General features: G+C 71.6%; 19 protein-coding genes. 14 read left to right on the top strand and 5 right to left on the bottom strand.

The window, feature by feature from the left end; genetic code table 11:
- Positions 1 to 100: 100 nt before the first annotated feature.
- The 3 genes from cmk to der all read left to right on the top strand — a co-directional run bounded on the left by cmk (position 101) and on the right by der (position 2987).
- Complete coding sequence (gene cmk / locus ACIQAK_RS16490) at positions 101 to 796, top strand: (d)CMP kinase (RefSeq protein ID WP_366389651.1); 696 nt, start codon at positions 101 to 103, stop codon at positions 794 to 796.
- Positions 793 to 1449, top strand: coding sequence for a lysophospholipid acyltransferase family protein (locus ACIQAK_RS16485; protein ID WP_366389652.1), 657 nt, complete (start codon positions 793 to 795; stop codon positions 1447 to 1449). Before cmk ends, ACIQAK_RS16485 begins: the two co-directional genes overlap by 4 nt.
- Positions 1450 to 1517: 68 nt before the next feature.
- Entirely contained in the window at positions 1518 to 2987 is a 1470-nt protein-coding gene (der, locus tag ACIQAK_RS16480; RefSeq protein WP_366389653.1) for a ribosome biogenesis GTPase Der, read from the top strand.
- A 76-nt stretch (positions 2988 to 3063) separates the two neighbouring features.
- Here the strand turns inward: der and ACIQAK_RS16475 are convergent, their stop codons facing one another.
- On the bottom strand, positions 3064 to 3393 hold the full coding sequence (locus tag ACIQAK_RS16475; protein ID WP_366389654.1) for a hypothetical protein: 330 nt from the start codon (positions 3391 to 3393) through the stop codon (positions 3064 to 3066).
- A 137-nt stretch (positions 3394 to 3530) separates the two neighbouring features.
- Positions 3531 to 4313 carry a hypothetical protein gene (locus ACIQAK_RS16470; RefSeq protein WP_366389655.1) on the bottom strand — a complete coding sequence of 261 codons (783 nt, stop codon included), beginning with the start codon at positions 4311 to 4313 and terminating at the stop codon, positions 3531 to 3533.
- A 510-nt stretch (positions 4314 to 4823) separates the two neighbouring features.
- Here ACIQAK_RS16470 and ACIQAK_RS16465 point away from each other — a divergent pair.
- From ACIQAK_RS16465 to ACIQAK_RS16455, 3 genes are all read left to right on the top strand, one after another.
- Positions 4824 to 6107 (top strand): glycosyltransferase family 4 protein, encoded by a 1284-nt coding sequence (locus ACIQAK_RS16465; protein ID WP_366389656.1) that lies wholly within the window; start codon positions 4824 to 4826, stop codon positions 6105 to 6107.
- 167 nt (positions 6108 to 6274) lie between these two features.
- On the top strand, positions 6275 to 7240 hold the full coding sequence (locus tag ACIQAK_RS16460; protein ID WP_366389657.1) for a YafY family protein: 966 nt from the start codon (positions 6275 to 6277) through the stop codon (positions 7238 to 7240).
- Between the two features lie 364 nt (positions 7241 to 7604).
- Complete coding sequence (locus tag ACIQAK_RS16455; RefSeq protein WP_366389658.1) at positions 7605 to 7820, top strand: I78 family peptidase inhibitor; 216 nt, start codon at positions 7605 to 7607, stop codon at positions 7818 to 7820.
- An 86-nt stretch (positions 7821 to 7906) separates the two neighbouring features.
- Here ACIQAK_RS16455 and ACIQAK_RS16450 read toward each other — a convergent pair whose 3' ends face one another.
- Positions 7907 to 8914 carry a phosphatase PAP2 family protein gene (locus ACIQAK_RS16450; protein WP_366389659.1) on the bottom strand — a complete coding sequence of 336 codons (1008 nt, stop codon included), beginning with the start codon at positions 8912 to 8914 and terminating at the stop codon, positions 7907 to 7909.
- Between the two features lie 454 nt (positions 8915 to 9368).
- Here ACIQAK_RS16450 and ACIQAK_RS16445 point away from each other — a divergent pair, with 454 nt between their 5' ends.
- Complete coding sequence (locus ACIQAK_RS16445; RefSeq protein ID WP_366389660.1) at positions 9369 to 11075, top strand: MFS transporter; 1707 nt, start codon at positions 9369 to 9371, stop codon at positions 11073 to 11075.
- A gap of 102 nt (positions 11076 to 11177) precedes the next feature.
- Positions 11178 to 12434 (top strand): acyl-CoA dehydrogenase family protein, encoded by a 1257-nt coding sequence (locus ACIQAK_RS16440; RefSeq protein WP_366389661.1) that lies wholly within the window; start codon positions 11178 to 11180, stop codon positions 12432 to 12434.
- A gap of 67 nt (positions 12435 to 12501) precedes the next feature.
- Here the strand turns inward: ACIQAK_RS16440 and ACIQAK_RS16435 are convergent, their stop codons facing one another.
- Positions 12502 to 12948: a cell division protein SepF gene (locus ACIQAK_RS16435; RefSeq protein WP_366389662.1), complete on the bottom strand. Its 447-nt coding sequence runs from the start codon at positions 12946 to 12948 to the stop codon at positions 12502 to 12504.
- 311 nt (positions 12949 to 13259) lie between these two features.
- On the opposite strand from ACIQAK_RS16435, the gene ACIQAK_RS16430 reads away from it, so the two are divergent.
- On the top strand, positions 13260 to 14501 hold the full coding sequence (locus tag ACIQAK_RS16430; protein ID WP_366389663.1) for a DUF5685 family protein: 1242 nt from the start codon (positions 13260 to 13262) through the stop codon (positions 14499 to 14501).
- 66 nt (positions 14502 to 14567) lie between these two features.
- On the opposite strand, the gene ACIQAK_RS16425 is transcribed toward ACIQAK_RS16430, so the two are convergent.
- Entirely contained in the window at positions 14568 to 15518 is a 951-nt protein-coding gene (locus tag ACIQAK_RS16425) for an ABC transporter substrate-binding protein (protein WP_366389664.1), read from the bottom strand.
- 481 nt (positions 15519 to 15999) lie between these two features.
- Here ACIQAK_RS16425 and ACIQAK_RS16420 point away from each other — a divergent pair, with 481 nt between their 5' ends.
- Genes ACIQAK_RS16420 through ACIQAK_RS16400 form a run of 5 tightly spaced genes read left to right on the top strand, consistent with a single transcriptional unit; the run spans position 16000 to position 21482 of the window.
- Complete coding sequence (locus ACIQAK_RS16420) at positions 16000 to 16875, top strand: amino acid ABC transporter permease (RefSeq protein ID WP_366389665.1); 876 nt, start codon at positions 16000 to 16002, stop codon at positions 16873 to 16875.
- Positions 16872 to 18713 carry an FAD/NAD(P)-binding protein gene (locus ACIQAK_RS16415; RefSeq protein ID WP_366389666.1) on the top strand — a complete coding sequence of 614 codons (1842 nt, stop codon included), beginning with the start codon at positions 16872 to 16874 and terminating at the stop codon, positions 18711 to 18713. The genes ACIQAK_RS16420 and ACIQAK_RS16415 overlap by 4 nt, the downstream gene beginning before the upstream one ends.
- Before the next feature lie 59 nt (positions 18714 to 18772).
- Positions 18773 to 19690 carry an amino acid ABC transporter permease gene (locus tag ACIQAK_RS16410; RefSeq protein ID WP_366389667.1) on the top strand — a complete coding sequence of 306 codons (918 nt, stop codon included), beginning with the start codon at positions 18773 to 18775 and terminating at the stop codon, positions 19688 to 19690.
- Between the two features lie 17 nt (positions 19691 to 19707).
- The gene (locus ACIQAK_RS16405) at positions 19708 to 20460 is read left to right on the top strand and encodes an amino acid ABC transporter ATP-binding protein (RefSeq protein WP_366389888.1); all 753 of its coding nucleotides are present in this window, start codon (positions 19708 to 19710) and stop codon (positions 20458 to 20460) included.
- Between the two features lie 47 nt (positions 20461 to 20507).
- Positions 20508 to 21482 carry an ABC transporter substrate-binding protein gene (locus tag ACIQAK_RS16400; RefSeq protein ID WP_366389668.1) on the top strand — a complete coding sequence of 325 codons (975 nt, stop codon included), beginning with the start codon at positions 20508 to 20510 and terminating at the stop codon, positions 21480 to 21482.
- The last annotated feature ends 80 nt before the right edge of the window (positions 21483 to 21562 follow it).

Here is a 21562-nt window from a genome sequence, read left to right as displayed (position 1 = left end):
GGGCTCCCCCGTACGGGGTACAAGGGCGCTCAGGGCACTCGGTAACCTTGGTACGAGGCCGCCTCCAGGCCCGTCCGTCCCCGCCCCGTGTACCAGGAAGGTGTCCACCGCCGTGGAAACCGCAAGCTCCGCAGTGATCGTCGCCATCGACGGGCCCTCCGGCACCGGCAAGTCGAGCACCTCCAAGGCCGTCGCCGCCAAGCTCGGCCTGAACTACCTGGACACGGGCGCGCAGTACCGGGCCATCACCTGGTGGATGCTGAACAACGGTATCGACGTGACCGACCCGGCCGAGATCGCCACCGCGGCCGCCAAGCCCGTGATCATCTCCGGCACCGACCCGACCTCCCCGACGATCACCGTCGACGGGGAGGACGTCTCCGGCCCGATCCGCACCCAGGAGGTCACCTCCCGGGTCAGCGCCGTCAGCGCCGTCCCCGAGGTGCGCACGATCATCACCGAGCTCCAGCGCTCCATCGCCGCGGGCGCCGAGGGCGGCATCGTCGTCGAGGGCCGGGACATCGGCACCACCGTGCTGCCCGACGCCGACCTCAAGATCTTCCTCACCGCCTCCCCGGAGGCCCGCGCCGCCCGCCGCAGCGGTGAGGTCAAGGGTTCCGACCTCGCCGCCACCCGCGAGGCGCTGGTTCTGCGGGACGCCGCCGACTCCGGCCGTAAGACCTCGCCGCTGGCCAAGGCGGACGACGCCGTCGAGGTGGACACCACCGAGCTGACCCTCCAGCAGGTCATCGAGTGCGTCGTCACCCTCGTCGAGGAGAAGCGGACCGCCGCGTGAGCGACGCCACGGGGGCGCCCACACCGCGCGGGGCCGCGGTCGGGCGAAGGATCGGCATCGGCCTGATGTACGGGCTGTGGAGACCCCGGGTGCTCGGCGCGTGGCGCGTGCCGGCCGCCGGACCCGTCATACTCGCGGTGAACCACTCCCACAACATCGACGGACCGATGCTGATGGGCACCGCACCACGGCCGGTGCACTTCCTGATCAAGAAGGAGGCGTTCGTCGTCCCCCTCGACCCGTTCCTGCACGGGATCGGCCAGATCGAGGTGGACCGTACGACCGTCGACCGCACCGCCATCGGTCACGCCCTGGGGGTCCTGGCGGACGGCGGGGCGCTCGGGATCTTCCCCGAGGGCACCCGGGGCGAGGGTGACTTCGCCTCGCTGCGGGCCGGACTCGCGTACTTCGCGGTGCGCGGCGGGGCGCCCATCGTCCCCGTGGCCGTCCTGGGAAGCACGGAGCGCCGCGGGCGGTTGATACGGGGGCTGCCCCCGCTGCGCAGCCGGGTCGACGTCGTCTTCGGTGAAGCGTTCGACGCGAGCGACGGCGACGGGCGGCGCACCCGCAAGGCGCTGGACGAGGCGACCGTGCGGATCCAGGCGAAGCTCACCGCCCACCTGGAGAGCGCCAAGCGCCTCACCGGGCGATAGGCCAGACTTGAGTAGTGGACCGCGGTGATCGCGGTCCATCGATGATGATGCAAAGAGGAACGGACTTCATGAACGACCAGATTCACTCCGACGGCTCGGACCACGAGCACGGAGAACTTGGCGATGCCGAGTACGCGGAGTTCATGGAGCTCGCCGCGCAGGAAGGCTTCGATGCCGAAGAGGTCGAGGGCGCCCTCGGAGAGGCCGGTCACGGCCCGCTTCCCGTGCTCGCCGTCGTCGGTCGCCCCAATGTCGGCAAGTCGACCCTGGTGAACCGGATCATCGGCCGCCGCGAGGCCGTCGTGCAGGACAAGCCCGGCGTCACCCGCGACCGCGTCAGCTACGAGGCCGAGTGGGCGGGCCGCCGCTTCAAGGTCATGGACACCGGCGGCTGGGAGCAGGACGTGCTGGGCCTCGACGCCTCCGTCGCCGCCCAGGCGGAGTACGCCATCGAGACCGCCGACGCCGTCGTCTTCGTGGTCGACGCGACCGTGGGCGCCACCGACACCGACGAGGCCGTCGTCAAGCTGCTGCGCCGGGCGGGCAAGCCCGTCGTGCTGTGCGCCAACAAGGTCGACGGCCAGAGCGGTGAGGCGGACGCCACCGCCCTGTGGTCGCTCGGCCTCGGCGAGCCCTATCCGGTCTCCTCGCTGCACGGCCGCGGCACCGGCGACATGCTGGACGCGGTCCTGGAGGCCCTCCCGGACGCTCCGGCCCAGAAGTTCGGCACCACGCTCGGCGGCCCCCGTCGCATCGCGCTGATCGGCCGTCCGAACGTCGGCAAGTCCTCCCTGCTGAACAAGGTCGCGGGGGAGGACCGGGTCGTCGTCAACGAGCAGGCCGGCACCACCCGGGACCCGGTCGACGAGCTGATCAAGCTCGGGGGCATCACCTGGAAGTTCATCGACACGGCCGGCATCCGCCGCCGCGTCCACCTCCAGGAGGGCGCGGACTACTACGCCTCGCTGCGCACGGCCGCCGCCGTGGAGAAGGCCGAGGTCGCCGTCGTCCTGATCGACTCCAGCGAGTCCATCAGCGTCCAGGACCAGCGGATCATCACCATGGCCGTGGAGGCCGGACGCGCCCTCGTCGTCGCCTTCAACAAGTGGGACACCCTCGACGAGGAGCGCCGCTACTACCTGGAGCGCGAGATCGAGACGGAGCTCGCGCAGATCGCCTGGGCCCCCCGCGTCAACGTCTCGGCCCTCACCGGCCGGCACATGGAGAAGCTCGTCCCGGCGATCGAGACCGCGATCGAGGGCTGGGAGACCCGCGTCCCCACCGGCCGGCTGAACGCGTTCCTCGGCGAGATCGTCGCCTCCCACCCGCACCCGATCCGCGGCGGCAAGCAGCCGCGCATCCTGTTCGGCACCCAGGCGGGCACCAAGCCGCCGCGGTTCGTGCTGTTCGCCTCCGGCTTCCTGGAGCACGGCTACCGCCGCTTCGTCGAGCGCCGGCTGCGTGAGGAGTTCGGCTTCGAGGGCACCCCGATCCACATCTCGGTCCGTGTCCGCGAGAAGCGCGGCCGCAACAAGTAGGACCCGCCCGGCGGCTACGACGGAGCCCCGGCGGCCCCCCACGGAGGGGGCCGCCGGGGCTCCGTCGTAGCCGTCCTCAGGACTCCCGGGACCCCGGCGGAAGCGCCGCGGGCCGGGGACGCCCGGCGTGCCGGCCCACCCGCTGCCAGGAACCGAGGGTCCCGGTGTGCTGGCTCTGGCCGCTGCCGGCCGCCGCGTGCTGCCCCTGCCCGGCCGGGGCCGGGGGGTGGCCGCCCAGCGGGGCCCGGGAGGCGAAGAGGCCGGCGCCGAAGGCCGGGAAGCGGAGGTTCTCCTCGCCGCTCCGGTCACCCGGCAGCGCCCGGAACGAGCGCCGGTACTCGGAGTACAGCGCGTCGTAGATCGGGGTGGCGGACGTGCCCACCGATGGATCCTGCGAGGGGCGCATGGCAGGAATCTGGCTCTGGTGCTGGCGGGAGGGGTCGTATGAGTGCACGTAGGTGCCAACGACCTCACCGCCCATGGGATGCGGTCCCGCCGGAGAAAACGCTGTTCGGCGGGGGTGCCCGAGCCGGCCGGACACGATCAGGTCCCGGCCAGCGGCATCGAGGCGGCGACCAGGACCCCGTTGGCCGCGGCCTTCTCCAGGGCGTCCCGCAACAGGTCCTCACGCGGCTGCTGGCCGATCGTGCCGGCCGGTGCGGCGAAGACCAGGACCGTCTGCGACTTGTTGACCGCGGCCCGCCAGCCGTCGGTCACCTGGAGCGGCTGGTGGGCCTGCCACCAGGCGACCGGGTTGCCGCCGCCGGAGCCCGGTTGCAGCACGGCGTGCAGCTGGCCCACCGCGAGCAGCACCGACCAGCCGGGCAGCGGCGCCGGCAGCCCGCTCAGGTCGGGGGCCGGGTGGAAGCCCTGCTCCAGCAGCAGCTGGAGGAACTCGTCGCCCCCGCTGCCGTCGGTGCCGGGCCGGGCGACCGGCCCGGTCGGCTCGACGACGAGGGCCGGGCGGACATCGTCCTCGATGAGAACGAGGCCGCTGGTGATGCCGAGGACGGCCTGATCGGGCATGCGCCCCTCCGTGTTCTGCTGCTCGCTGCCGGTGATGCTGCGCACCGCGCCCTGGAGCTGGTCCTCCGCGACCTTGACGACCTGCGAGGGGATGCACGTCGCGTGGGCGAACGCGAGCACGGCGGTCTCGTCCCCGATGAACAGCACCGTGCTGGTGCGTTCCTGGTCGGAGTCGCCGGGGGTGCGGCAGGAGGTGCAGTCGTAACTGCCGGGGGTGTCGTCGCCGACGAGCAGCCGGTCGGCTTCGTCGTCGCCGATCTCGGCGCGTACGTCCTGACTGACGTCGAGCATGCGCGGCACGGTGGCTCCTCGAACTCGGTGCGTGGGCCGAGGGGTTCCCGGCTCATGAAGAGACAACGCGGGATCCGTGGCCGGGGTCACGCACCGGCGGAGACGGAAGTGCGGACACCATCGACACATCGCCATGTCGAGGCGACGATCCGTGCGTCCCGGGAGCCGGTGCGCCGCGGGTGCGGCCAGTCGTCCGAGGTTTCACCCGAACCCGAGCAACCCCCCCCGCTCTTTCCCACGTCAAGCACGGAGGAATACATCGCCGAATCGGGTGGCGGACAGGTGGCCGGGAATGAACCGGCCACCCCCGCACCGTGCGCCGAACGCCGGGCAAGGATGGCGAACCGTACCAAGACTTCCAGAAAACCGCTGGTCAGACCCCGTTCGAGTGGCATGCCACGAGCGCCGGGCAGGGCAACGCATTCCGCAACGGAATCCAGCCGGATTCCGGACGCATTCCGGGTGGTGAACCGCCGGGACGTACAGTCGGAACAGACCGGCCAGACCAGGGGAAGCGGCATGCGTATTTCATTTCTTCTGCACAATGCGTACGGCATCGGGGGGACGATCCGCTCGACCTTCACACTCGCCCGCACCCTCGCCGAACAGCACGACGTCGAGATCGTCTCCGTCTTCCGGCACCGTGCGGCCCCCGCGCTCGGCGCGCCCGGCGGCGTGACGCTGCGCCACCTCGTCGACCTGCGGCGGAAGAGCGCGACGTACGACGGCGACGCCGCCGAACACGCCCGGCCCGCAGCGGTGTTCCCGCGCGGCGACAGCCGGTACAAGCAGTACAGCGGGCTCACCGACGCCAAGATCGCCGCCCATCTCCAGGCGCTCGACGCCGATGTCGTCGTCGGCACCCGCCCCGGCCTGAACGTGCACATCAGCCGGCAGACCCGCCGGGGCCCGGTGCGGGTCGGGCAGGAGCACCTCACGCTCGACAACCACGGCTACCGCCTGCGGCGCGAACTCGCCCACCGGTACACGCTGCTCGACGCCCTCACCACCGTCACCCGCGCCGACGCCGAGGACTACCGCGGTCGGATGAGACTGCCGGGCGTGCGGATCGAGGCCATTCCCAACGCCGTTCCCGAGCCCGCCTGTCCACCCGCCGGCGGTGACCTGAAGTGGGTCGTCGCGGCGGGCAGGCTGCACCGGGTCAAGCGGTACGACCTGCTCCTGCTGGCCTTCGCCCAGGTCTCCGCGGCCCGCCCGGACTGGCGGCTGCGGATCTACGGCGGCGGGGACGCCTCCGGCAACGAGGAGGCCTCGCTGCGCGCGCTCATCGACCAACTGGGCCTGCACAACCACGTGTTCCTGATGGGCGCGGCCGACCCCTTGGAAGCCGAGTGGCCCAAGGGGTCGATCGCCGCCGTCACTTCGGACCGCGAGTCCTTCGGCATGACCATCGTCGAGGCGATGCGCGGCGGACTGCCGGTCGTGGCCACCGACTGCCCGCACGGACCGGCCGAGATCATCGAGGACGGCACCGACGGCCGCCTCGTACCGGTGGGCGACTCCGACGCGATCGCCGCCGCGCTGCTCCAGCTGATCGAGGACGACGACCTGCGCCACCGGATGGGCCGCGCCGCGCTCTCCGCGTCGACACGCTTCGACCCGGCGCGGATCGCGGAACGCCACGAGAGCCTGTTCACCGAACTCGTCGCCCAAGGCCCCCGGGGCCGGGGCCAGGGCCGCCTGCGCACCGCGCTGCACCGCACCCGGGGCACGGTGCTCGACGGGGCGTACGCCCTGCGCTACAAGGCCGCCGACGTGTTCCGCAAGGGGAAGCCCGCCTGACCGCCACCGCCACCGTACGCGCCGACTGTGCCGCCGATCCGGCCGGAGCGCTCGCCTTCGGCCTGGACCCCACCGCCGCCCCGACCCGTAGGCCGTACCGCACCCCCGCCACCCCCTGAACGACTTGCGGACAGAAGGTGTCCGCGAGCCCTGGCAGACTCGTCCCCATGTTGGAGACCTCGGCACGACTGCTGCGTCTGCTCTCCCTGCTCCAGGCCCACCGGGACTGGTCCGGCGCCGACCTGGCCGAACGGCTCGGCGTCACTCCGCGCACCGTGCGCCGCGACGTCGACAAGCTGCGTGAGCTCGGCTACCCGGTGAACGCCAGCCCCGGCACCGGTGGCGGCTACCAGCTCGGAGCCGGGGCCGAGCTGCCGCCGCTCCTGCTGGACGACGAGGAGGCCGTCGCCGTCGCGGTGGGGCTGCGTACGGCGGCGGGCCACGGCATCGAGGGCATCGGCGAGACCTCCGTACGCGCGCTGGCCAAGCTCGAACAGGTGCTGCCGAACCGGTTGCGCCACCGGGTGAGCGCGCTCGGTGCCTTCACCGTGCCGATGCCGCGCTGGGCGGACACCGCCACCGTCGAGCCGGCCCTCCTCACCGAGCTGGCCGGGGCCTGCCGGGACAGCGAGCGGCTCCGCTTCTCCTACCGCGACCACGGGGGTGCGGACTCCCGCCGGACCGTGGAGCCGCACCGGCTCGTCTGCACCGAGCACCGCTGGTACCTGGTCGCCTGGGACCTGGACCGGGCGGACTGGCGGACCTTCCGGGTGGACCGGATCACCCCGACCCCGCCGCACGGCCCCCGTTTCACGCCCCGGCCCCCGCCCGCCGAGGACCTGGCCGCCTACGTCTCCCGGGGCGTCTCGGTCTCCGCCTACGCGGCGCGGGCGGTGCTGGTGCTGCGGGCCCCGGCGGACGAGGCCGCCCGGCACATCTCCCCCTCCGCCGGTGTGCTGGAGCCCATCGACGCGCGGACCTGCCGGCTGACCGCGGGGGCGCCCGACCTGGAGGTCCTGGTGATCCGTGTACTGCTGATGGGGATCGACTTCGAGGTGGTCGAGCCACCTGAGCTCGTCGAGGTGATGACCCGGGCCCGGGACCGGCTCACCCGGGCACTGGCCGCGTCGTGAGATTCCGGCCGGCGTCCGGGAGGCCGAACCCGGCGGGGAAACATGGAGGAATATAAGACAGGTATAAGGGAGCGTGAAATTCAGGTGTCCCGGCCATTCGGGTGACGGGCTCCCGGCCCATGAAAACGGCAGGTCACCCCGAGTTTTTCCGGAGCGTGACCACCGGACCCGCGACGCGAGCGTACGACGGCGGCCGGCTATTTCCTCCCCCCGCTTCCGGACGGACCGTTCGGGTGAATGGACCGGGATATACGGGTGTGGGGATCCTGTGACACAAGCGTGACCGCCACGGGACGCGGACCTGCGGGGTCCGGCCCCTGGCCCGGCCTTCCGTCCTGGTCCACGGCCGCCTACGGTGAGGGGTATGGCATCTCTACCGACCCCTCCCGCACAGCCGGACGACGCCCCCGAGTCGTACGTCGGCCTCGGTGCCGACTCCGCCGAACAGCTGGCGAGAAGCCGTGGCTGGGAAACGGTCCGGGCGGTTCCGCCGGGCACGTTCCTGACGATGGAGTTCCGCTCCGGACGCATCAACTTCCAGGTCGAGGACGCCACGGTGACGCGCTGCTGGGTGGGCTGACCCCCGCACGCACGGCCGCGCCGGTACGGCGAGGGCCCCGACCGTCTCGGTCGGGGCCCTCGCCGTACCGGCTTGTGCGTGCCGTTCTAGGCGCCCGTCATCGGGTGCGCCGGGGTGGCGGCGCCACGGGAGCCGTGGTCCGGATGGGACGGCGGCCGGCGGGTGCCCGCCGGAGCCACTGCCGGCCGCTCGGGGCAGACGGTGGGCACCGAGTGCCCCCGCATCCGGGCTCCGGTCGCCAGGTGGGGGGCAGGGGCGCCCGCACCGGCCGCGAGGACCGTCGTCCCCTCGGCGGCGATCGACTGGGGCAGCAGCACCGGCTGCGGACCGGCCTCGGGGGCCGGCGCCGGACGGTCCGTCCGGTGCCGCGCGCGCCACCGCTCCCGCACGTCGAAGATCCAGCTCTCCGTCCGGGCGATCAGCGGCTCGAACCAGGGCAGCGCCAGCAGGATGAGCAGCCCCGCCGCCCAGCCCAGCACCACATCGCTGAGCCAGTGCGTGCCGATGTAGACGGTCGTGAGGCCGACGCCCAGCGAGACCGTGGCGGAGACCGCCGACAGATAGCGCCTGGCCCGGGGCGTGGTGGCCAGATAGGCGAGGATTCCCCAGGTCACGACGGCGTTGGCGGTGTGGCCGGAGGGAAATATATCGCCGCCGGCGAACATCTCGGCCGAGCCGATCTGCGTCGCGTAGTGCGGGCCGAGCCGTCCCAGGCCCAGCTTGACCGCGCCCACCGTCACGTTCAGCAGCAGCAGGGAGGTGCCCAGAACCAGCAGCGGCCGGAGCGTGTGCTGACGCCAGGAGCGCCAGCCCAGCCAGCAGGCGACCATCACCGCCGTGGGGCCGCGCTGGCCGAGCACGACGTAGTAGTCGAGGAAGGCGTGCAGTTCGGGCCACTGCTGGTAGGGCCGGAACAGCATGACCTTCCAGTCCAGGGTCACCAGCCAGGACGTCACGAGCACGGCGAAGACGATGGCGAGATAGAACGCCAACGTCCCGCCGAAGAGGGCGATGCGGTGACGGCTCATCCGCGGTGCCACTATCTTCGGCGGTTCCGGCTCCCGGTCCAGGCGGGCGAAGATGTCGGTACGCACCCAATCGACGTTACAGCGAGTGAGTGTGTGAGCAGGCCAATCCGGCCGCTTTGTGATGACGATGTGATGTGGACTTCGTCTCAGGGCGGTGACTTTTTCCGGGCCCGGAGAAGAACTCCCGTGATCGTGCGGCAAATTTCCCCGGGGTCCCGTTCGGAAACATGTTTGATCTTCCGGTCAATTTCGTACACGGGAATCCGTGGGAATTGATCCGGCCGATCGGGGGAGGCGCACACCGTTCCGCCGGAGCTCGGCACCGGGGATCGTCGACGGGTCCGGCGTGGCGTACGCCACACTGTGTGGCGGACCGGCGTATGAGGTGGACCACGTGTCACCAGGCCGAACTCGCGTACGCTGACGGCGCACTCGCCCGTCGATGCCGGGCCCCGGGAGACACGCAGACCGCGTCCCCGCCGGTCCACCGAGCGCGAGAGACCCATCGGGAGGTACGTAGATGTCCGGGACGATCACGGCCGGAGTCCGGCTGCGCCGAGCCGCCGACGGCGCCGACCGCTGGGTCGTCCTCGTCGTCCTCTGCCTCAGCCTGCTGGTGGTCGCGCTCGACGCGACCGTGCTCCATGTCGCGGTCCCCTCGGTCACCGAGGACCTGCGCCCGAGCGCCACCGGACTCCTGTGGATCGTCGACGCCTACCCCCTGGTCTGCGCCTCGCTGCTCATCCTCTTCGGCACACTGGGTGACCGGATCGGCAGACGGCGGGTGCTGCTCCTCGGTTACGCGCTGTTCGGCGTCGCCTCCCTGCTCGCCGCGACGGCCGACACCCCTGCCGTTCTGATAGCGGCCCGCGCCCTGCTCGGCGTCGGCGGCGCGATGATCATGCCGGCGACCCTGTCGATCCTGCGCCAGGTCTTCCCCGACCGCCGGGAGCGGGCCCTGGCCATCGGGGTGTGGACCGCGGTCGCCGCGGTCGGCGCCGCCACCGGGCCGGTCATCGGCGGCTTCCTCGTCGAGCACTTCTGGTGGGGTTCGGTCTTCCTGATCAACATCCCGCTGATGGCGGTCATCCTGCCGCTCGGCCGCTGGCTGCTGCCGGAGTCGCGCGGCGCCGAGGACGGCCCGTGGGACGTGCTGGGCGCGCTGACCGCCGCGGCCGGGGTGCTGGGAGTCGTGCTCGGCGTCAAGCGCCTGGGCGGTGGCGCGGGTCTCCTGGACCCCGTATCGCTCGTCCCGTTCGCCCTCGGGCTCACGTTCCTGGTCCTTTTCGTCCGCCGCCAGAAGCGCCGTACACATCCGCTGATCGACATCGCCATGTTCGCCCGCCCGGCCTTCTCCACCGCCGTCGGCTGCATCGTGCTCGCCATGCTGGCCCTGGTCGGCCTCCAGCTGATCGCCGTCCAGTACCTCCAGCTGGTGCTGGGCCTCAGCCCGCTGGAGACCGGGCTGAGGCTGCTGCCGCTGACCTTCGCCGCGATGGCCGCGGGAGCCACCGGCTCGTACACCCTGCGCCGCGTCGGCCCGCGCGCGATGGTCGGCTGGGGCTTCGTCCTGACGGCCTCCGCCGTACTGCTCCTCACCGCCATGGGCCAGCACGACCGGCCGGCCCTGCTGACCGCCGGCTTCGTCCTCCTCGGCTTCGGTCTCCAGACGACGCTCTTCGGCGCGTACGAGTCGATGCTCAGCGACGCCCCCGCGGAACGGGCCGGCGGAGCCGCGGCGATAGGGGAGACCTCCTACCAGCTCGGCGCGGGCCTCGGCATCGCCCTCCTCGGCAGCGTGATGAACGCCGCCTACGCCCCCGGCCTCGCCACGCTGCACGACAGGGGCGTGCCCGCCCGCGCGGGCGCGGAGGCCTCCCACTCGCTGGGCGAGGCCTATCAGGTGGCCGCGCAGCTCGGCGGCCCGGCGGGAGAGCTGCTGCGCTCCACGGCCCGGCACGCCTTCGTCGGCGGGCTGCACGTCACGCTCTTCGTCAGCGCCGGTCTGCTGCTGCTCGGGGCACTCGCGGCGCTGCGCCTGCCGAAGGCCATGGACTGCCCCCCGAAGGAGGCCTGCCTCCCGGGCGGCTCCGAGTCCGCGGCCGCCGGCTCCGCAACCCCCGGCGTCGTCCCGGCGCCCTCCCCGGAGCGCCCGGCCGCGCGCCTCATGCTCCCCGCACGGCGCGAACCGGCCGAGGCCACCGGCTCTGGACGAGCGGCACGCTGAGCCGTAACGTCTCCACGACGCCCTGACTACCACTGCTAGTTTTCGGGGGCCGCGATCTGTCCCGGCCCTTCGAGCACCGTGCGAGCCGCCGGAGGCACCCTCATGTCCAGCACCGAGTCCGCGAAGCCGTCGAAGCTCCCGCCGTTCGACGCCGGCGACCCCCTCGGCGTCGATGATCTGCTCGGCCCCGACGACCTGGCGATCCGGAGCACCGTCCGCACCTGGGCCACCGACCGGGTCCTGCCGCACATCGCCGAGTGGTACGAGAAGGGGGAGTTGCCCTCCGTACGGGAGCTGGCCCGGGAGCTCGGGGCGCTGGGTGCGCTCGGCATGTCCCTGGACGGATACGGCTGCGCCGGGGCGAGCGCCGTCCAGTACGGGCTGGCCTGCCTGGAGCTGGAGGCCGCCGACTCCGGAATCCGCTCGCTCGTCTCCGTACAGGGGTCGCTCGCCATGTACGCGATCCACCGCTTCGGCTCCGAGGAGCAGAAGCAGCGGTGGCTGCCCGGCATGGCGGCCGGCGAGATCATCGGCTGCTTCGGCCTGACCGAGCCGGACCACGGCTCCGACCCGGCCGGGATGCGGACGTACGCCAAGCGCGACGGAGGGGGTACCTCCCGCTCGAGCGGAGCCGAGAGTGGGGGAGACTGGATCCTCACCGGCCGCAAGATGTGGATCACCAACGGTTCGGTCGCCGGGGTCGCCGTCGTCTGGGCGCAGACCGACGAGGGCGACACGGGCCTCGGCATCCGGGGCTTCGTCGTACCCACCGACACGCCCGGCTTCTCGGCGCCGGAGATCCGGCACAAGTGGTCGCTGCGCGCCTCGGTCACCAGCGAACTGGTCATGGACGGCGTCCGGCTCCCCGCCGACGCGGTGCTCCCGGACGCGAGGGGGCTGCGTGGCCCGCTCAGCTGTCTGAGCCACGCACGGTACGGGATCGTCTGGGGCGCCATGGGCGCGGCGCGGGCCAGCTTCGAGTCGGCCCTCGACTACGCGAGGACCCGGGAACAGTTCGGCCGGCCGATCGGCGGCTTCCAGCTCACCCAGGCGAAGCTGGCGGACATGGCGCTCGAACTGCACAAGGGCATCCTGCTCGCCCACCACTTGGGCCGACGGATGGACGCGGGGCGGCTGCGCCCCGAGCAGGTCAGCTTCGGCAAGCTCAACAATGTGCGGGCGGCGATCGAGATCTGCCGTACCTCGCGCACGATCCTCGGCGCCAACGGGATCTCGCTGGAGTACCCGGTGATGCGGCACGCCACGAATCTGGAGTCGGTGCTCACCTACGAGGGAACCGTGGAGATGCACCAGCTGGTGCTGGGCAAGGCGCTCACCGGTCTCGACGCCTTCCGGTGACCACGGCGCGTCCGCGGGGGCGCACCGACCGGAGACGCTGACCGGAACTTTCCGGCGAGCGCCCTGCTCAGCTCTGGTTGAAGAAGCCGTCGGCCTTGCGGCCGGCGGCTTCACCGGCGACCACCTGGGTGTCGGCCGGGGAGAGCAGGAAGACCCGGGTGGCCACCCGGTCGATCGAACCGCGCAGGCCGAAGATCAGCCCGGCGGCGAAGTCCACCACGCGCTTGGCGTCGGCGGGGTCCATGGCCGTGAGGTTGACGATCACCGGGACACCGTCCCGGAACAGCTCGCCGATGGCCCGTGCGTCCCGGAAGCTGTCCGGGGTCACCGTGGCGATCCGGCGGTCCTGCTCCTGCGCCGCCTCGGCGGCCACCTGCACCCGCGGGTCGGTGACCCAGGCCGCCCGGTGGTCCGTGCCCGTCTCCGTACCCTCGGCGTACTCGTCGTCGTAGTACCGCTCGTCGTTGTCCTCTACGAGGCCCAGCCAGGCACTCGCCTTGCGCACCGATCCCATGGACGCCTCCTCTCAGCCGCGGTTCCTTGGTGTTCCGCATCTCTTACCTATCCCTATGGTCGTCCATGATGCGGATGCGGCGCCAAGTGGATAGTCGCCGCACAGGTGATTCGTGACGGTACTGGTGCAGAACATGTGGCGGTTCGTCAAGGTTGTTCCTGAACAAGGCCGGTTCCGGTAGGAAAATATGATGCTCCGGTCCGTACGGGTGACACGGGGGACGTACGGGTGAACGGATCACTCGATACGATGCACGGCGCTCAGGTGCGCGAACAGCGCGTACCGGCTGGAACGGCTCGCGGGGGATCGGCATGTTCGGAATCGTGAGGCCCTGTACCCATCGGCTCTCCGAAGGTCTGCGGACCGAATGGATGGCCCATCTCTGCGGCCTCTGCCTGGCCCTGAGGACGGATCACGGACAGTTTGCCCGGATCGTCACGAACTATGACGGTCTGATCGTCTCGGTCCTGACGGAGGCTCAGGCCGGCCGCACCCCGGCCGGGCGGCGCACCGCCGGACCGTGCCCGCTGCGCGCCATGCGGACGGCTCCGGTCGCCCGGGGCGAGGGGGCCAGGCTCGCCGCCGCGGTCTCCCTCGTCCTCGCCTCCGCCAAGGTGCGCGACCACGTCGCCGACGGGGACGGGCTGTTGGCCCGCCGGCCCGTCGCCGCGGCCGCGCGGCGGGTGGCGGCGGGCTGGGACCGGGCGGGAGCCCGTACCGGAGCGGCGCTCGGCTTCGACACCGCCCTGCTGGTCGACGCGGTCGACCGGCAGACCGGCCTTGAGGCGCTCGCCGGGCCCGGCACCCCGCTGCTGACGGTCACCGAACCCACCGAGACGGCCACCGCCGCCGCCTTCGCCCACACCGCCCACCTCGCCGGGAGGCAGCAGAACGTCGCACCGCTCGCCGAGGCCGGGCGCCTCTTCGGGCGGCTCGCGCATCTGCTGGACGCCGTGGAGGACCGGGAAGCTGACGCCGCGTCGGGTGCCTGGAACCCGCTCACGGCGACGGGCACCCCGCTCACCGAGGCGCGCCGGCTCTGCGACGACGCGCTGCACGGCATACGGCTCGCGCTGCGGGAGGCGGAGTTCACCGACGGCAAGCTCGTCCACGTCCTGCTCGCCCATGAGCTGCGGCGCTCGGTCGACCGGGCGTTCGGTACGTCGTCCTGCTCGCACCAGGGCCTCGACCACCAGGGCCTCGACGTGCCCCGAGGGCTGCTGTCACCCGACGGCTCCTTCGGGCCGCCGCCCGGCAACCCGTACGGTCCGACGCCGGGCAACCCGTACGGTCCGACGCCCGGCGGTCCGGCCGCTCCGCCCCCGCCCCGGCCGCCGCGCGACCGGCGGGGGCTGATCGCCGGGTGCCTGGTGTGGGCCGGGCTCGCCTGCACCTGCCAGCTGTGCTGCGGCAGCTTCGAGGACCCGTGGAGCCGGGAGCGCCGGGAAGGGCTGTGCCACAACTGCGGCGACTGCTGCGAGGCGTGCGACTGCTGCGGCCAGTGCGGCGAGGGCTGCTGTTGTTGCGGCGAGTCCTGCGGGTGCGACTGCTGAGGCCGCGACCGGCTGAGGCCCGCCCGCGCGGAGTTCCGGCGGGCGGGCCCGAGGGGCGGTGTCAGGTCACTTCGACTCGGGGCCCTTCAGCTCCGGCGGCGAGATCCGGGACTTCTCGATCGCGGACTCGGTGGTGCCCCACTTCTCCAGGATCCGGTCGTAGGTCCCGTCCTTCTTGAGCTGGTTGACCGCCGCCTGGAAGGCCGGCGTCAGCGGGCTGCCCTTCTTGAAGGCGAAGCCGACGTCGAGCCGCTTGTACTCGTTGAGGAAGCGCAGCCCCTCCTGCTGGGTCACGGCGTAGCGCAGTCCGTTGATGGTGGACATGTTCACGTCGGTGCGGCCCTGCTTGAGGGAGAGCCAGACCGCCGCCGGGTCGGCGTACGTCTTCACCTCGTAGGGCTTCTCACCCTTCTCCGCGCACCGGGGCAGGTTCTCCTGGAGGGCGACCTCGAAGGTGGTGCCCGCGCCGGTGGAGACGTTCAGGCCGCACAGGTCGGTGAGGTCGGTGACCTCCTTCAGTTCGCTGTCCTCGCGGACGGCGAAGCCCTGGCCGTCGTTGATGTACGTCACGAAGTCGATGGTCCTGCGGCGTTCGTCGGTGACACCGAAGTTCCCCGTGCCCAGGTCGTACTTGCCGCTGCCGAGCGCCGGCAGGATCGCCTCGAAGGAGGCCACCTCGCGCTTCAGCTCCACCCCGAGCACCTTGGCCACCGCGTCCGCGAAGTCGATGTCCGCCCCGGACAGTGTGGTGCCGTCCTTCTCGTAGAAGGCTCCGGGCGGGGAGCCGGTGGCGGCGGCGATCCGCAGGGTGCCGGCCTTCCGGACCTCTTCGGGCAGCAGCTTCGCGGCGGCCTCGTCCTTCTTCACCGAGGAGACCACGTCCGTGGTCGGGGTCTTCCCCTTGGCCTCGCCCTTGGTGGTGGCCGCGCCGGGCTCCGCCGGGTCCGCGCAGCCGGTCAGGGCCAGGGCGGCGACGGTGATCAAGGCGAACAGGACGCTGTGGCGCGATCTGGGCATGGCTCTGTCTTCTCCGGGTTCGTCAAGGTATGCCGACCGGCCCCGCGCCCAGCGGGCGCGGAGCGGCGACGGAAGGTCCGGTGGTGCGCGGAACGTGCGGCGGAGCGAGGGGAGGGCGACGCGGTGTGGTGGAGGTGAAGTCACGCGGGAAACGGTGCTCGAACGCCTTCAGAACAGGCGTGAGCAGGGAGAAGCGGACAGCAGAGGGTCAGCTCAACAGGAAGAGGACCACACGCGACCGAAGTCGATGTGGGAGCGGGTGACCAGCCACTGCTGCGAATGCATGGGGCCAGTGGAACAGGCATCCGGGTGCGCGTCAACCGACGTGAGACATGCCGCTCATAGTGTGGACAGGCTTGACAGCGGGCCGTGTTCACCGCTTACCTCGGAGGCGGACCGGCGCTGAGGGGCCCGGTCCGTGTGTGGTTCGTGGTGTGAAGGTACGCCCCGTGTTCGATCTCAGCATCCACGGAGCCCTCGCATGCCCCCGCAGACCGATCTGCTGCCTCCCTCGCCCTCCGCGCCGCCGCCCCCCGTCAGGAAAGACGGCGACAGTGCGGTGCCCCGCATCGTTCCCGTACGCCGAACGGGCCGCTGGACAGCGGCGGTTGCCGTCCTGGTGCTCCTCGCGCTGGCGCTGAACTCGGTCATCCGCAACGAGGCCTTCGAGTGGGACGTCGTCGCCTCCTACTTCGCCACCGCGACCGTTCTGCGCGGCCTCTGGCTCACCCTGTGGCTCACCGCGGTCGTCATGGTGCTCGGCTTCGCCCTCGGGGCGCTCCTCGCCGTGCTGCGGCTCTCCGGCAACCCCGTTCTACAGGCCGTCAGTTGGGGCTACGTCTGGCTGTTCCGGTCGACCCCGATCCTGGTCCAGCTGCTGTTCTGGTTCAACATCGGCGCCCTGTACCCGCAGATCCTCGGCGTCTCCACGGTCACCCTCCTCGGCCCGGTCGCCATCGCCGTCATCGGGCTGACCCTGCACGAGGCCGCCTACGCCGCCGAAGTCGTCCGCGGCGGGATCCTCTCCGTCGAACGCGGCCAGGTGGAGGCCGCCCAGTCCCTGGGCCTCGGCCCCTGGCGGCGGTTCCGGCGGATCGTGCTGCCGCAGGCGATGCGCTCCATCGTCCCGCCGGCCGGGAACATGCTGATCGGCACCCTCAAGGGCACCTCGATCGTCAGCATCATCGCCGTGCAGGACCTGCTCTACTCCGTCCAACTCGTCTACCACCGCACCTACCAGGTCATCCCGCTGCTGCTCGTCGCCACCCTCTGGTACGCCGCGGTCACCTCCCTGCTGAGCGTCGGCCAGCGCTATGTGGAGCGCTACTACGCCCGCGGCACGGCGGGTGCGCGATGAGCGCCGCACCCACGATCGTGGTGATCGGCGGCGGGCCGCGCGGCACCGGGGTCATCGAGCGCATCGCCGCCAACGCCCCTGAGCTGTACGGGGATCTGCCCCTGGACATCCATCTGGTCGACCCCTATCCGGCGGGCGGCGGACGGATCTGGCGGCCGGACCAGTCGCCGCTGCTCTGGATGAACTCCATGGCCGAGGACGTCACCATGTTCACCGACGACACGGTGGAGCTGGCCGGACCGGTCGTGGCGGGACCGGCCCTGCACGCCTGGGCCGAGGACGTCCGCGCCGGGCGTATCACCCCCGACGCGGAGCCCGCCGTGCTGGCGGAGATACGCGGCCTCACCGGCCAGAGCTTCCCCAGCCGGCGGCTCCAGAGCGCCTATCTGCGCTGGACCTATCAGCGCGCCCTGGCGGCCCTGCCGCCCTCCGTCACCGTCCACGAACACCGCACCACCGCCCTCGCCGTCACCGGACCGCGCGGCTCCCGCCAGCGCGTGCGGCTGAAGGACCGCACCGAACCCCTCCTCGCCGACCTCGTCGTCCTGACCGTGGGCCACCTGGACGCGGAACAGGAACCGGAACAGGCGGAGTTGAGCGCGTTCGCGGAGCGGCACGGGCTGGTCCACCTGCCGCCCGACTTCACCGCCGACACCGACCTCGCCGCCCTGCCCGCCGGAGAACCGGTCATCGTCCGGGGCTTCGGCCTCGCCTTCATCGACCTGATGGTCCTGCTCACCGAGGGGCGCGGCGGGCGCCACGAGAACGGCGTCTACCTGCCCTCGGGACGCGAGCCCGTGCTGTACGTCGGATCGCGGCGCGGCGTCCCGTACCACTCGAAGATCGGCTACCCCTGGAGCGGTGAACGCCCGCCCCTGCCGCGTTACTTGACCCCCGCCTGGGCGGACGAGCTGCTGAGCCGCCCCGGGCCGCTGGACTTCCGGCGCGAGGTGTGGCCGCTGGTCGCCAAGGAGCTCGGGCACGCCCACTACCACCGGCTGTTCACCGCCCACCCCGAGCGCACCTCCCTGGACCCCGAGGTCTTCGACGCGAAGTACGCCGCCGCCGAGCCGGGCGGGCCCGAGCTCGCCGGCCTCGTCGCCGGTGCCGTGCCCGACCCCGCCGACCGGCTCGACCTGGACGCGCTCGACCGGCCACTGGACGGCGTGACGTACGAGAGTGCCCAGGCGCTCCAGGAAGGGCTGCGCGACTACATCACCGCGGACCTGACCCGTCGTCACGACCCGGACCGCAGTACGGATCTCGCGGTCTTCCTCGGGCTGCTCTCCGCCTACGCCCAGCTCATCCGGCTCGGTGACATCGGCAACTGGTGGCACGGCTTCTTCAGCTACCTCGCCTCCGGCCCGCCCGGGCCCCGCCTGGAACAGCTCCTCGCCCTCTCCCGGGCCGGCGTCGTCCGCTTCGTCGGCGCCTCCATCGTCGTGCAGGCCGACGAGGAGCGCGGCGTCTTCCGGGCCTCCGGCGCCTCCGTCCCCGGCGAGCACATCGAGGCCCGCGCGCTGGTCGAGGCCCGCCTCCCGGACCCCTCGCTCCGGCACACCGCCAGCCCGCTGCTGCGCACCCTGTACGAGGGCGGGGCCGCCGTCACCGACACGGGCCTGCTCTCCGTGGACCCGGCGGACAGCCGCGTCGTCGACCGCGAGGGCCGGCCGCACCCGCGCCGTTTCGCGCTCGGCCCGTTCACCACGGCACGCAACAGCGGCGCCTTCACCCGCCCCCGTACCGGCGGACCCGCCTTCCGGCAGAACGACGCCGCCGCCCGCGCCGCCCTCACCTTCCTGCGCGACCTCTCCTGTAGCGACCGGATCGCCTCCTGAACGCAGCACCCGCGCTCCTTCCCGTACCACCGCCACCACCGCTCCCAAGGAACCCCGCCATGTCGCTGACCAGCGATCCACCCATCGATCCGTCCGCCGGGACCCCCGACGGCCCGCTCGCCTCGAAGGCCGCCGGCCCCGGCACCGACTACGGGGAGCTGACCGTCGTCCCGGCCCGTTACCCCTGGCGCTGGGTCGCCATCGCCGTGACCGCCGTCCTGGTCGCCCAGTTCATCAACGGGCTGGTCACCAACCCCGGCTGGGAATGGGACGTCTTCGCGCAGTTCTTCTCCGCGCCGGTCATCCTCAAGGCCGTCTGGCTCACCCTCCAGCTGACCTTCTACGGCACGGTCCTCGGCTTCGCGCTCGGTATCGTGCTGGCCTTCATGCGGCTGTCGGCCAGCCCGTTCCTGCGCACGGTGGCCTACGGCTACATCTGGGCGTTCCGCTCGATCCCGCTGATCGTGCAGCTGCTGTTCTGGTTCAACCTCGCCTATCTCTACAAGGAGTTGCAGTTCGGCATCCCGTTCGGGCCGGGCTTCTTCACCTTCGACACGATGAACCTGGTCGGCGCGGTGAGCGCGGCCGTCCTGGGTCTCGCGCTGCACCAGGCGGCGTACGCGGCGGAGATCGTGCGCGGCGGCGTACTGGCTGTCGGCGGGGGGCAGTTGGAGGCGGCGGCGGCCCTCGGGATACCCAAGCTGCGGCAGCTGCGCCGGATCGTGCTCCCGCAGGCGATGCGCTCCATCCTGCCCAACGCGGCCAACGAGATCATCTCGCTGTTCAAGGGCACCTCGATCGTCTCCGTCATGGCGATCGGCGAACTCTTCTACCAGGTGCAGGTCGTGTACGGCCGCAGCGGCCGGGTCGTCCCGCTGCTGATGGTCGCCACCGCCTGGTACATCCTCCTGACCACCGCGCTCTCCATCCTCCAGTACTACGTCGAACGTCACTACGCCAAGGGGGCCGTGCGATGAGCACACCCAGCGATGCCATGGTCGAGATCCGCGCCGTACACAAGAGCTTCGGCTCCCTGGAGGTGCTGCGGGGCATCGACCTGTCGGTGCGGCCCGGCGAGGTCACGGTCATCCTCGGCCCCTCCGGCTCCGGCAAGTCCACCCTGCTGCGCACCATCAACCACCTGGAGAAGGTCGACCAGGGCTGGATCAGCGTCGACGGCACCCTGGTCGGCTACCGCAGGGACGGCAACAAGCTCTACGAACTGCGCGAGCGCGAGGTGCTGCGCCAGCGCACCAAGATCGGGTTCGTCTTCCAGAACTTCAACCTCTTCCCGCACCTCACCGTGGTGGAGAACATCATCGAGGCGCCCGTCTCCGCGCTGCGCCGCCCCCGCAAGGAGGCCGTCGAGGCGGCGGAGAAGCTGCTCGCCCGGGTCGGGCTCGCCGACAAGGCATCGGCCTATCCGGCCCAGCTCTCCGGCGGCCAGCAGCAGCGCGTCGCCATCGCCCGCGCCCTGGCGCTGGAGCCGAGGCTGCTGCTCTTCGACGAGCCGACGTCCGCACTGGACCCGGAGCTCGTCGGCGAGGTCCTCGACGTCATCAAGGACCTGGCACACGGCGGCACCACGATGATCGTCGTCACCCATGAGATCGGCTTCGCCCGCGAGGTCGCCGACACCGTCGTCTTCATGGACGAGGGCCGGATCGTCGAGCAGGGCCCGCCCGCCGACGTGCTGGACCACCCCGCCCAGGAGCGCACCCGCGCGTTCCTCTCCAAGGTTCTCTGAACCGCTTCGTGTCCCTTTCCTCCGCATCACTCGCAAGGAGTACGTACGTGTCCGTCCGCCGCAGCATCACCCTCGCCGTCGCCACGCTCACCGCCACCGGACTGCTCACCGCCTGCGGCAACCCCGACGCCTCCACCGACGTGGCGGCGCCCAAGGGCAAGAAGGACACCGGGATCAACATCGGACCCGAGCAGAACCGCCTCAGAGGCAAGAAGGTGGACGCCGTCGCGGCCCTGGTGCCCGAAGCGGTCCGCGAGCGCGGCACGCTGAAGGTCGGGGCCAGCGCGGGCGCCGTGGCCCCCCTCGGCTTCTACGCGACCGACGACAAGACCCGGATCGGTTCCGAGATCGACCTCGCCACCCTCGTCGCCGACACCCTCGGCCTGAAGCCGGTGTTCGAGGAGGTCTCCTGGGAGAACCTCTTCGTCGGCCTGGACAGCTCCAAGTTCGACGCCGTCCTCTCCAACGTCACCGTGACCGAGGAGCGCAAGGAGAAGTACGACTTCGCCACCTACCGGCTCGACAACGTCGCCTTCGAGGTGAAGAAGGGCGCCGGCTGGAAGGTGAAGGGTCCCGCCGACCTCGCCGGCAGGACGGTCTCGGTCTCCTCCGGCACCAACCAGGAGAAAATCCTCGTCGAGTGGAGCGAGGAGAACGTCAAGGCCGGGCGGAAGCCGGTGGACATCAAGTACTTCCAGAACGAGAGCGACTACTACCTGGCCCTCCAGTCGGGCCGTATCGACTCCCACCTGGGCCCGAGTCCCGCCGCCGCCTACCACGTGGCGACGGCCGGCCAGAGCGAGATCGCCGGCCAGATCTCCGGCGCCGGCGGCGACCTCCAGGGCAAGATCGCCGCCACCACCAAGAAGGACAGCGGCCTGGTCAAGGCGTACGCCGCCGCGATCGACCACATCATCGAGGACGGCTCGTACGGCAAGGTCCTCGAGCGGTGGTTGCTGACCGGCGAGGCCGTGGAGAAGTCCGAGATCAACCCGCCCGGCCTGCCCAAGACCGAGAGCTGACCGCGACCGGGCCGCGCGGGATGTCCACCACGTCCCGCGCGGCCCGGCAGGTCTCCCGCTCCGGGGCATCGCACCGCCGA

The organism is Streptomyces sp. NPDC088706, from assembly GCF_044752765.1.
Taxonomy (GTDB): domain Bacteria; phylum Actinomycetota; class Actinomycetes; order Streptomycetales; family Streptomycetaceae; genus Streptomyces.
Note: the sequence above shows the minus strand (reverse complement) of the source record. Positions and strands in the feature narration are given on the sequence as shown.